This is a genomic window from Pseudonocardia sp. ICBG1293, from assembly GCF_020131355.1.
In the GTDB taxonomy this organism is placed as follows: Bacteria; Actinomycetota; Actinomycetes; order Mycobacteriales; family Pseudonocardiaceae; genus Pseudonocardia.
Genome location: NZ_JAHLEL010000021.1, coordinates 1 through 11,516, shown reverse-complemented (window position 1 = coordinate 11,516; position 11,516 = coordinate 1). Strand labels below are relative to the sequence as shown.

Here is an 11,516-nt window from a genome sequence, read left to right as displayed (position 1 = left end):
GGCGCCATTCCAGTATTGGGATGCTCTCCCCGAACGACCTCGAAGCAGCCCACACCCCGCCCAACCACACCCACTGACCCCACACCGTCGGTGTCCGGACTACGGGGCCAAGCTCAGTTACGACCAGATACTCGGCCTGGATCTTGACGATCTGGCGGTCGACGGATCGATCACCAAGGCACCAGGCGGAGGCGAGGTGGCCGGCCGCAGCCCTGTCGACCGCGGCAAGCAGGGCACGAAACGGTCCGTGGCCTGCGATGACCAGGGCATCCCGCTGCACCTGGTCGCGGCGCGAGCCAACGACCATGACTCGCCCCTGCTGGAACCGACCTTGACCGGCATCGTGACGATGATCGGCCCGCTGCCCCGCCACCGCGACGCCCACGGTGGTGATCTGTTCCCGACCGTGCACCTGGACCGCGGCTATGACTCCGGCAAGACCCGTACTCTGCTGCACACCCTGGGCTTCACCGGCGAGATCGCGACCACGGGGGTCCCAGCTCCGATCCAGGCAGGACGACGGTGGCCCATCGAGCGCACGCACTCCTGGATGAACGGCTACGGCAAGCTGCGCCGGTTCACCGATCGCCGGAAGATCATCGTCGAGTTCTACCTCAACCTCGCCGCCGCGCTCACCGTGATCCGCCGGCTGATCAACCGTGCCCGCAGCCGCTACCGCTGGACAACCCGACCCACGACCCGTCGACTCCAATAACCATCAATCGCCGGACGCTCTAAGATCGGCGTGCGGTCCCGCGGCCGCACGATCCCCCGAGGGGCGCACCACCCGACAGCGCGCCCGTCACGTGCTTCCGCTCCGGCGGTCGCGACGAGGAGGCCCGGTGCAGGACGGCGACGACGAGGTGCGCCGGACCCGGCGTACCCGCCGGCGCCCGGACGACGCCGCTCCGCCCGCTCCGCAGGGCTCTCCGGACGCGCAGCCCCCGACCCCCGCGACGCATCCGTCCGGGCCCCAGCGGCGCCCCGGAGCACACCCGTCCGGGCCGCGGCCCGAGCCCGGCACCCACCCGTCCGGGCCGCAGCCGCGGACCGCCGACACCCCGCCGCCGCCGGTCCCCCCGAGCGGCGTGCGACGCGTGCGCGGCGGGCCCGTCCCCCGCCGCCCCGGTGAGCAGCCGGCCCGGCGCGGCCCGCACCCGCGGGACGGCGGACCGTCGCGGGCCACCCCGGTGCCCCCGGCGAGCGGTCGTCCCACCCGGCCGGCCCCGCCCGTCGACCGGCCCACCCCTGCCCCGGGGCCGGGGCCGGGGACCGGGAGCACCGCCGTCCCGACGCAGGCCCCGGGCACCGGGACTCCCCGGCCGGGCCCCGGCACGCTCCCACCCGACGCCCGGGCGGACGCCACCGCACGGGGATCCCGACCGGGCCCCGCACCGGCCGGTGCCCACCCGGGCACCCCCGACGAAGGCCCGCAGCCCGCCGGACCGACCGGAACCGACCGCCGGGGAGCCGCGGACTCCCGCGTCACCGAGGTCTTCGACGCGCTGGGGCCGCGCCGTCGTCGTCGCCGCTACCGGGACGACCCGCCCGCCGACGACGCCGGCGTGGTGGCGGAGCAGGCGGAGCGGGCCGCACCGGAGGAAGCACCGCCGGTGACCACGGAGCCGGAGCCGGCAGACACCCCGCCCCCGGGCCGGGCCGCCCCCCGTGCGTGGCGGATCGGTGCGGCGGTGGCCGCCGCCCTCGTCCTCGTCACGACCGCGTTCGGCTTCGCCGGGCGCAGCGAGGTGCACGACGGTGTCCGCACCGTCGCCGCGCTCGCCCCGGACACCGACGCGATCCTCGACGCCGAGGCCCAGTCCGGCGACCGGAACGTCCTGGTCCTGGGCCTGCAGGCCGACCGCGCGGGCACCGCGGAGTCCGCGCGGACCGACACCGCGGTCCTGGTCCACCGACCCGCGGGCGGCGGCCCCGCGGTCACCCTGTCGATCCCGGCGACGCTGGAGGTCTCCCGGCCGCCGTGCCGGCGCTTCGACCCCGCGACCGGTGGCTACGGCGACACCGTCCCCGCCGAGTCGCGCACCGCCTTCGCCACCGCCTACGACGTCGGCGGCCCGGCCTGCAGCGTCGGTGTCGTCCAGCAGCTGACCAGCATGCCGATGAGCGGCTTCGTCGCGCTCGACCTGGCCGGCGCCCCGGAGCTGGTCGACGCCGTCGGCGGGATCGCGGTCTGCACCGAGCGCCCGGTCGTGGACCCGGTGCTCGGCCCGGTCGTGGAGGGCTCGGGCACCGTGGAGCTCGACGGGGCCACCGCTGTCCGGTTCGCCTCCGCCGCGGGCACCGCCGACAGCTCCCCGGCCAACCGGGTCCGCCGCCAGCAGCGCGTGGTCGCCGCGGCCCTCGGCGACGCGCTGTCGACCACCTCGCTGCTGACCCCGGGGGCGCCGGGACGGTCCGCCGCCGGAGTGTCCTCGGCGCTGGCGGCCGACGGCGTCGACGCCCGGGAGATCCTCACCCTGGCCCGCGGGCTCGCCCGGTCGGGTGCCGCCGCCGACGACGACACCCCTGCCTTCCTGTCCGTCCCGGTCTCCGACGCTCCGAACACCCGTGGCCAGCTGGAGCTGCGCCGCCCGGAGGCCCGCGCCCTGTTCTCCGCGCTGCGCGAGCACGAGCCGCTGCCCGAGAGCGCGACCGCTCCGGCCTCGCGCTCCGCGGCCGCGCCGGCGGCGGGCACCGTCGTGACCCTCGTCGACGCGACCGGGCGTCCCGGCGCGGCCGACCGGGTCGCCGCGGACCTGCGCGAGCGCGGCTACGAGATCGGCGCCGTCACCATCGGCCCGGCCGCACCCGGTGCGCAGGTCCGCTACTCCCCCGACAACACCGACGCCGCGGGCACCCTGGTGGACGCGCTGCCCGGCGCCCGCCCGCTGCCGGACCCGACCGGGAGCCGGGTCCTGGAGCTCGTCGTCGGCGCGGGTGACGCGGCCCCGGTGCAGGCCGTGCCCTCCGACGACGTCGACTGCGACTGAACGCCCCCGGTCCCCCGACCGGGTACGTCGCCCAGCGTTCACGGTGGGTTCACCCGCTGCGGCTGAACCATCACGTCCGGGGGCCTAGGCTCGTGGCATGCGCGACACCTATCAGGAGCAGCTGGACGAGCTGGCCTCCGGCCTGGCGGACATGTGCGACGACGTCGCACGCGCCATGGCGCGCGCCACGACCGCGCTGCTCGAGGCCGACCTGCAGCTCGCCGAGCAGGTCATCTCCGAGGACATCAAGATCGATGACGTCCGCGCCGCCGCGGAGCACCGGGCCTTCGGTCTGCTCGCCCTGCAGGCGCCGGTCGCGACCGACCTGCGGGTCGTCGTCGCCGCGATCCACGGCGCCGGTGACATCGAGCGCATGGGTGACCTCGCACTGCACGTCGCCCAGGCCGCGCGGCGCAGGCACCCGCAGTCCGTGCTGCCCGACGAGGTCAAGTCGTACTTCGCCGAGATGGGCCGGGTCGGCGTGGAGCTCGCGGAGAAGGCCGGCCGGGTCATCCGTACCCGCGACCTGGACGCGGCCACCGAGCTCGAGGCCGACGACGACGCCGTCGACGACATCCACGAGCACATGTTCACCGTGCTGATGGACCGCAACTGGACCCACGGGGTGTCCGCCGCGGTCGACGTCGCCCTGCTCGCGCGGTTCTACGAGCGCTACGCCGACCACGCCGTGGCCGTCGCCCGCCGGATCGTGTACGTGGTCACCGGACAGATGCCCGGCCCGCTCGCCGTCTGAGTGCGTCGTTGCCCCGTTCGACGTAGTCCGTACCCCCCGCTCGGCGAACGGTCGACCGATCGAGTTTGACGGTGAGACGCCAGGGGCACGTCTGCGTCATGGAACACGCGGACTGCGTCGTCACCGAGGTCGTCGGGACCTCCGACGAGAGCGTCGAGGCGGCGATCCTGGACGGCATGGGTCGCGCCGGGCACGCCCTCGAGTGGTTCGAGGTGACCGGGGTCCGGTCGACCGTCCTCGGCTCCACCGAGCGCTTCCGGGTCGGCCTGCGCGTGGGCCTGCGTGCCCGCGCCGCCTGACCCCGGCGTTCACCGAGCGTTCACCGGTCCCCGGCCGAAGCCGGCACGCACCCCGATCTAAGAGGTCGTTTCAGAACGACTTGTCGAGTTTCCATTGACCCCTCGACGACAGATCAAACGGCAGGTCAGATAGCCGCTTGTCGTCTACAACAGACACGTCGACCTCGTTCTGAAATGACCTCTTAGAGCGTCCGGCGATTGATGGTTATCGGAGTCGACGGGTCGTGGGTCGGGTTGTCCAGCGGTAGCGGCTGCGGGCACGGTTGATCAGCCGGCGGATCACGGTGAGCGCGGCGGCGAGGTCGAGGTAGAACTCGACGATGATCTTCCGGCGATCGGTGAACCGGCGCAGCTTGCCGTAGCCGTTCATCCAGGAATGGGTGCGCTCGACCGGCCACCGCATACCGACCTGGATCGGGGCGGGCCGGCCCTTGGTGGCGATCTGTGCGTCGAACCCGAGTCGTTCGAGCAGATCGCGGGTCTTGCCTGAGTCATAGCCCCGGTCCAGGTGCAGGCACGGTCGCTCGGGCAGCGGCCCGATCATGTCGTAGATCCCGATCAGGGTCGGTTTCAGCAACGGCGAGTCGTGGTCATTGGCGCGGGCGCTGATCAGGTGCAGCGGGATCCCCGCACCGTCGCAGACCACGGAGCGTTTGGTGCCCTGTTTGCCCCGGTCGACCGGGTTACAGCCGGCGACCTCGCCACCGCAGGGAGCCTTGGTGATCGCTCCGTCGGCAGACAGATCGTCGAGGTCGAGACCGATCATCTAGTCATAGCCGGCCAGCGCGGCCCGAAGGACCTGCTCCCCGACGCCAGCGGCGGCCCACTGGGCGAGACGGCGGCGGATCGTGCGGTCCGAGCAGCCGGGGGTGGCAATGCGTTCGTAGCCGCTGCCGTGCACCAACGCCGCGAGCACGTGCTCGAACACCAGGCGGTCGGGGATACGGCGGCGGTGACATCCCCACGGATGGGCCGGGTCGAACTCCGGGCGCCGCTCTGCCTCGATCAGGGCAGCGAACTCGACCCAGAGGGGGTCGATCAGCGATTCTGGCAATAGAGGCACGGACCCTCCAGGCGACCATCAGGACATCAGCAATCCCATGATCACTTGCAGGTCCGTGTCTCTACCAACACCGACACACGGCCACCTCTACTGCCGGACGCTCTAAGAGGTCGTTTCAGAACGACTTGTCGAGTTTCCATTGACCCCTCGACGACAGATCAAACGGCAGGTCAGATAGCCGCTTGTCGTCTACAACAGACACGTCGACCTCGTTCTGAAATGACCTCTAAGAGGTCGCGCGGATTGGTCACAGCTTGGCCGCGGTCGAGTGTCTGGGGGCGAGGGCGGGTACGGGCCTGCCGATCATGAAGTTATCTACGCTTCGTGATCGTCTGGAGGCCGCGTGCCCACCCTGCCATCATGGCTGACCGAGCCGTTGTGGGACCAGTTCACCGCGCTGCTGCCTCATCGAGACGAGTTCGATCCCACCCATCCGCTGGGCTGCCATCGCCGCCGGATCGCGGATCGGATCGTGTTCGACAAGCTCCTGCAGGTACTGCGGTTCGGCTGCTCGTATGAGGGCATCGCTGACAGCACCTGCTCGGCGACCACCATCCGCGATCGTCGTGACGAGTGGATCAGGCTCGGGGTCTTCGCCCAGCTGCGTCGGATCGTCCTGGACGCCTACGACCGCATCGTCGGTCTGCTGCTGCACGACATCGCCGTCGATGGCGCCATCACCAAGGCCCCCGGCGGCGGCGAGGTCGCCGGTCCGTCGCCGGTGGACCGGCGCAAACAGGGTATGAAACGTTCGGTGCTCGTCGAGGGATACGGCATCCCGCTGGGCCGAGTCCTGGCCGGAGCCAACCGGCACGACTCCCCGCTACTGGGCCCCACCCTCGACCGCCTCGATGCTCTCGGCCCGCTGCCCGACGACATCACCGTGCACCTCGACGCCGGCTATGACTCCGGCAAGACCCGCGACACGCTGGCCGAACGAGGCCTGCACGGCGAGATCGCGCACAAGGGTGAGAAAGCGCCGATCCAGGCCACCCGCCGCTGGCACGTCGAGCGGACCAACGCTTGGCACAACAGCTTCAACCGGCTGCAGCGCTGCTACGAACGACGAGAAATCGTCGTCGACGCGTTCTTCGACCTCGCCGACACGATCGTCACACTCCGTAGCTTGATTCGGCAGGCCTGGACCACACACCGCTGGAACGCCCGACCTGCACGACGTCCATGATCACCAACCAATCCGCGCGACCTCTTACTCCGAGGGGCCGCTGAAGAAGCTGTTGGCCCGGATCCGGCCCGAGTACGTCGGGATCGATCCGTCGGACCGGACCGTCTACGAGCCGGGCGAGATCGCCCAGTGCGACCTGTGGTTCCCCGAGACCCTGATCCCGGTCGCGGCAAGGCAGGCGCGGATCCTGCCGGTGCTGGTGCTGACCTTGGCGTTCTCCCGGTTTCTGTCGGCGACGATGATCCCGTCGCGCCAGGGCGGTGACATCCTGTCCGGGATGTGGCAGCTGATCGCTGCCCTGGGCCGTGTCCCGAAGACGCTGGTCTGGGACCGGGAATCGGCGATCGGCGGCACCGGGAAGGTCTCGGCCCCGGCCGCCGGGTTCGCCGGAACTCTGGCCACGAGGATCCGGTTGGCTCCGCCGAAGGACCCCGAGTTCAAGGGCATGGTGGAGCGCAACAACGGGTTCTTCGAGACCTCGTTCCTGCCCGGACGCGAGTTCGCCTCCCCAGCCGACTTCAACGACCAGCTCGCCGAGTGGCTGGTGACCAGGGCGAACACGCGCACCGTCCGCGCCATCCATGGCCGGCCGGTGGACCTGCTCGAGGTCGACCGCCAGGCGATGATCGTCCTGCCGCCGGTGGCTCCACAGGTCGGTCTGACCCACCGGATCCGGCTGGCCCGTGACTACTACGTGCGCGTCGACGCCAACGACTACTCCGTCGATCCGCGGATGATCGGCCGCTTCGTCGAGGTCGCCGCATCACCCACTGCGGTCGAGGTGTTCTGCGGCAACGAGCGAGTCGCCAGCCACGACCGCAGCTGGGGCCGCCACCTGGTGATCACCGACCCGGCCCACGTCGCCACCGCCGCCGACATGCGCCACGCACTGGCTGAACAACGCCGCGCCCAGCAGCGGTCCCAGCAGTCCGGGACGCGCCGCCACAACGATGGCCACGCCGTCGCGATCCGGGCCCTGCCCGACTACGACGCCCTGTTCGGCGTCGACTTCACCCCCACCAGCCCGGCCGACCCCACGGCCGCGCCCGCAGCGGAAGCGAGCAACCCATGACCGCCACCACGACCGGGACTGCGCCGAGCGAGGGGTTGCCCTCGATGCTGGCCTACCTGACCCGGGTGCTGAAGACCCCGACGATCGGGCGCTGCTGGGCTGAGCTCGCTGAGCAGGCCCGCGACGAGACCTGGTCGCACGAGGAGTATCTGGCTGCGGTCCTGCAACGCCAGGTCGCCGAACGCGAGTCCGCCGGCACCACGATGCGGATCCGGACCGCGCATTTCCCAGCCGTGAAGACTCTCGAGGATTTCAACCTCGACCACCTGCCCTCGCTGCGTCGAGATGTGCTGGCGCACTTGGCGACCGGGACGTTCGTGGCCAAGGCTGAGAACGTGATCCTGCTCGGCCCACCCGGGCTCGGGAAGACCCATCTCGCGATCGGGCTCGGGGTCAAAGCCGCCCACGCCGGCTACTCGGTGCTCTTCGACACCGCGAACAACTGGATCACCCGCCTCACCGACGCCCACCAGGCCGGACGGCTGGAGGCCGAGCTGAAGAAGATCCGCCGCTACAAGCTGATCATCATCGACGAGGTCGGCTACATCCCCTTCGACCAGGACGCGGCGAACCTGTTCTTCCAGCTCATTGCCTCCCGCTACGAGCAGGGCTCTGTGATGGTCACCTCGAACCTGCCCTTCGGACGCTGGGGCGAGACCTTCTCCGACGATGTCGTCGCCGCAGCCATGATCGACCGTCTGGTTCACCACGCCGAGGTTCTGACCTTGACCGGAGACTCCTACCGGACCCGCCAGCGCCGCGAGCTGCTGGCCAAACAGAACCGCGCCGACCGGGACTGACAGACCAACCGAGGGGTCAAACTTGCCGATCCCCAGGGGGGTCAATCTTCAGGATCCGTTGACAACGGCGAGTCGTGGTCATTGGCGCGGGCGCTGATCAGGTGCAGCGGGATCCCCGCACCGTCGCAGACCACGGAGCGTTTGGTGCCCTGTTTGCCCCGGTCGACCGGGTTACAGCCGGCGACCTCGCCACCGCAGGGAGCCTTGGTGATCGCTCCGTCGGCAGACAGATCGTCGAGGTCGAGACCGATCATCTAGTCATAGCCGGCCAGCGCGGCCCGAAGGACCTGCTCCCCGACGCCAGCGGCGGCCCACTGGGCGAGACGGCGGCGGATCGTGCGGTCCGAGCAGCCGGGGGTGGCAATGCGTTCGTAGCCGCTGCCGTGCACCAACGCCGCGAGCACGTGCTCGAACACCAGGCGGTCGGGGATACGGCGGCGGTGACATCCCCACGGATGGGCCGGGTCGAACTCCGGGCGCCGCTCTGCCTCGATCAGGGCAGCGAACTCGACCCAGAGGGGGTCGATCAGCGATTCTGGCAATAGAGGCACGGACCCTCCAGGCGACCATCAGGACATCAGCAATCCCATGATCACTTGCAGGTCCGTGTCTCTACCAACACCGACACACGGCCACCTCTACTGCCGGACGCTCTAATAAGAGGTCGTTTCAGAAGTCGGCGTGTCGGTCCTGTGTGGATCGGCGCTGGTAGCTGATCATGTCCGGTCGTGGCGCGGCGATCTTGTGTCGAGCGATTGGTGAGCGACGAGCTGTGGGCGCTGGTGGAGCCGCTGCTGCCCAAGCCGCGCAAGCACAAGCGGGGACGGACAGGCCGTCCGCGGGTGCCGGATCGGGCCGCTCTGGCCGGGATCGTGTTCGTGCTCAAGACCGGGATCAGCTGGAACGCGCTGCCCGCCGAGCTCGGCTGTGGGTCCGGAGTGACCTGCTGGCGGCGGCTACGGCAGTGGCAGCAGGCCGGGGTCTGGGCCCAGCTGCACCGGGTGATGCTCGACCGCCTCGCCCAGCAGGGCCTGCTGGACTGGTCGCGGGCGGCGGTGGACAGCGTGAGCGTGCGGGCCAAGCGCCGCGGCGAGGCCACCGGGCCCTCGCCGACCGATCGCGGGAAGGCGGGCAGCAAGTACCACGTGCTCTGCGACCGAGGCGGGCTCCCGCTGCATGCGCTGGTCACCGGGGCGAACACCCACGACAGTCGGATGCTCGCCCCGCTGCTGGACACCAACCCCGGCGTCCGCGAACGGGCGGGACAGCCGGGGCGTCCGCGACGTCGGCCGGACAAGGTGCACGCCGACAAGGGCTACGACTATCCCCGCTGCCGCCGCTACCTGAGTGGGCGTGGGATCGGGGTGCGGATCGCCCGGCGCGGGATCGAGGACTCCACCCGGCTCGGGCGGGTCCGCTGGGTCGTCGAGCGCACCATGTCCTGGCTGCTGGACTTCCGCCGCCTCGCGCTGCGCTACGACCGCGCCGAATCCACGATCACCGCGCTGTTATCGCTGGCCTGCGCCCTGATCTGCCACCGCCGCCTCACCAAGCCGAAGCCGAAGTGATGGTCGACCCAGCCCTCGCTGAGGCACTCGCCTACGAGGTCGGGGCCAGCGGCCGCCAGGCCAGCCACTCCAAGGCCCGGTCGGCCTCGTCAGGGTCGAAGCGGTGCGGGTCGAACGGCCCGCCCGCCCACTCCAGGCGCTCGGCGCGGTCGGGATGGTCAGGGTCGGCGAGCACGGCCTGGAAGTCCTCATACCCCCGATCCCGCCGACGTCCTCGGGCGGGCACGCCCCCTGCCCGGCGACGCATCGCGGATAGCACACTCCCGGCTCGACGGCCGCGACCGCCTCGACGGTGATCTCGTGGGCCCAGTTGTCACCGAAGTCGTAGACGTAACCGAACCGGTCACCAGCCTTGACCAGCCGAAACAGCTTCTCTTTCGTCTCGTCGGCGACATCCTGTCCGGGCCAGTCCGGGTCTGGGATCCCGTAGCGGCGCCCGACGATCTCGAACTCGTGCAGATGAGAGTTCGTCCAGCCCATCACTGACTGCACCACCTCGTGCAACACCGCCAAGTCGACCTCGCCCGGCACCTGCACCCGACGCCGGACCGCCGGCACCACCTCGGTCAGGACGATCTCCAACTCGAAAATCTTCGTCTTCTCAGACACACGAGGCGCGACCATCAGCCGATGCTGCCAGCCCCGCCGTCACCGGCAGAACCGGCCCACCACTTCTGAAACGACGTCTAAGAGGTCGCGCGGATTGGTCACAGCTTGGCCGCGGTCGAGTGTCTGGGGGCGAGGGCGGGTACGGGCCTGCCGATCATGAAGTTATCTACGCTTCGTGATCGTCTGGAGGCCCGCGTGCCCACCCTGCCATCATGGCTGACCGAGCCGTTGTGGGACCAGTTCACCGCGCTGCTGCCTCATCGAGACGAGTTCGATCCCACCCATCCGCTGGGCTGCCATCGCCGCCGGATCGCGGATCGGATCGTGTTCGACAAGCTCCTGCAGGTACTGCGGTTCGGCTGCTCGTATGAGGGCATCGCTGACAGCACCTGCTCGGCGACCACCATCCGCGATCGTCGTGACGAGTGGATCAGGCTCGGGTCTTCGCCCAGCTGCGTCGGATCGTCCTGGACGCCTACGACCGCATCGTCGGTCTGCTGCTGCACGACATCGCCGTCGATGGCGCCATCACCAAGGCCCCCGGCGGCGGCGAGGTCGCCGGTCCGTCGCCGGTGGACCGGCGCAAACAGGGTATGAAACGTTCGGTGCTCGTCGAGGGATACGGCATCCCGCTGGGCCGAGTCCTGGCCGGAGCCAACCGGCACGACTCCCCGCTACTGGGCCCCACCCTCGACCGCCTCGATGCTCTCGGCCCGCTGCCCGACGACATCACCGTGCACCTCGACGCCGGCTATGACTCCGGCAAGACCCGCGACACGCTGGCCGAACGAGGCCTGCACGGCGAGATCGCGCACAAGGGTGAGAAAGCGCCGATCCAGGCCACCCGCCGCTGGCACGTCGAGCGGACCAACGCTTGGCACAACAGCTTCAACCGGCTGCAGCGCTGCTACGAACGACGAGAAATCGTCGTCGACGCGTTCTTCGACCTCGCCGACACGATCGTCACACTCCGTAGCTTGATTCGGCAGGCCTGGACCACACCACCGCTGGAACGCCCGACCTGCACGACGTCCATGATCACCAACCAATCCGCGCGACCTCTAAGGTCGTCCCCATGCGCAGGGAGACGCTCGACGACAACCTCGCGCAGCTCCGGTCGATGCTCGACGAGACCGGTCCGCTCGTGGCCTCCGCGTTCCGCGACGCGTCCGAGG

The 11,516-nt window shown here is 70.4% G+C and carries 6 protein-coding genes and 6 pseudogenes; 9 read left to right on the top strand and 3 right to left on the bottom strand.

Translation table 11 applies throughout. The features are described from left to right. Positions 1-106 precede the first annotated feature (106 nt). The 4 genes and pseudogenes from KPF47_RS11700 to KPF47_RS11685 all read left to right on the top strand — a co-directional run. Positions 107-715 (top strand): annotated as a pseudogene (locus KPF47_RS11700) (transposase); the annotation flags it as partial. A 127-nt stretch (positions 716-842) separates the two neighbouring features. Next, positions 843-2,990, top strand: a complete 2,148-nt coding sequence (locus KPF47_RS40070) for an LCP family protein (RefSeq protein WP_224388629.1) — start codon at positions 843-845, stop codon at positions 2,988-2,990. A gap of 97 nt (positions 2,991-3,087) precedes the next feature. Further along, positions 3,088-3,744, top strand: coding sequence for a phosphate signaling complex protein PhoU (phoU, locus tag KPF47_RS11690; protein WP_224388631.1), 657 nt, complete (start codon positions 3,088-3,090; stop codon positions 3,742-3,744). Positions 3,745-3,842: 98 nt separating this feature from the next. Further along, on the top strand, positions 3,843-4,043 hold the full coding sequence (locus tag KPF47_RS11685) for a dodecin domain-containing protein (RefSeq protein WP_224388633.1): 201 nt from the start codon (positions 3,843-3,845) through the stop codon (positions 4,041-4,043). A gap of 205 nt (positions 4,044-4,248) precedes the next feature. On the opposite strand, the pseudogene KPF47_RS11680 reads toward KPF47_RS11685, so the two are convergent. Further along, positions 4,249-5,106 (bottom strand): annotated as a pseudogene (locus KPF47_RS11680) (IS5 family transposase). Between the two features lie 343 nt (positions 5,107-5,449). On the opposite strand from KPF47_RS11680, the gene KPF47_RS11675 reads away from it, so the two are divergent. The 3 genes and pseudogenes from KPF47_RS11675 to istB all read left to right on the top strand — a co-directional run bounded on the left by KPF47_RS11675 (position 5,450) and on the right by istB (position 8,164). Next, positions 5,450-6,292, top strand: coding sequence for an IS5 family transposase (locus tag KPF47_RS11675; RefSeq protein ID WP_224386276.1), 843 nt, complete (start codon positions 5,450-5,452; stop codon positions 6,290-6,292). 25 nt (positions 6,293-6,317) lie between these two features. Beyond that, a pseudogene (locus KPF47_RS11670) lies at positions 6,318-7,364 on the top strand (IS21 family transposase); the annotation flags it as partial. Next, positions 7,361-8,164, top strand: a complete 804-nt coding sequence (gene istB / locus KPF47_RS11665) for an IS21-like element helper ATPase IstB (protein ID WP_224388405.1) — start codon at positions 7,361-7,363, stop codon at positions 8,162-8,164. The pseudogene KPF47_RS11670 and the gene istB, both read left to right, overlap by 4 nt. A 62-nt stretch (positions 8,165-8,226) precedes the next feature. Here istB and KPF47_RS11660 read toward each other — a convergent pair. Continuing rightward, positions 8,227-8,715 (bottom strand): annotated as a pseudogene (locus KPF47_RS11660) (IS5/IS1182 family transposase); the annotation flags it as partial. Positions 8,716-8,892: 177 nt separating this feature from the next. Here KPF47_RS11660 and KPF47_RS11655 point away from each other — a divergent pair. Then, a complete protein-coding gene (locus KPF47_RS11655; RefSeq protein ID WP_224386569.1) occupies positions 8,893-9,732 on the top strand; it encodes an IS5 family transposase in 840 nt (279 codons plus the stop codon). 31 nt (positions 9,733-9,763) lie between these two features. On the opposite strand, the pseudogene KPF47_RS11650 reads toward KPF47_RS11655, so the two are convergent. Further along, positions 9,764-10,356, bottom strand: a pseudogene (locus KPF47_RS11650) (plasmid pRiA4b ORF-3 family protein). Between the two features lie 180 nt (positions 10,357-10,536). Between KPF47_RS11650 and KPF47_RS11645 the strand changes: the two are divergent. Then, positions 10,537-11,379: pseudogene (locus tag KPF47_RS11645) on the top strand (IS5 family transposase). Positions 11,380-11,516 lie beyond the last annotated feature (137 nt).

Excerpts from the sequence above, each read along its gene's own strand:
- phoU (WP_224388631.1), top strand. The coding sequence starts at position 3,088 with ATGCGCGACACCTATCAGGAGCAGCTGGACGAGCTGGCCTCCGGCCTG.
- KPF47_RS11685 (WP_224388633.1), top strand. The coding sequence starts at position 3,843 with ATGGAACACGCGGACTGCGTCGTCACCGAGGTCGTCGGGACCTCCGAC.
- istB (WP_224388405.1), top strand. The coding sequence starts at position 7,361 with ATGACCGCCACCACGACCGGGACTGCGCCGAGCGAGGGGTTGCCCTCG.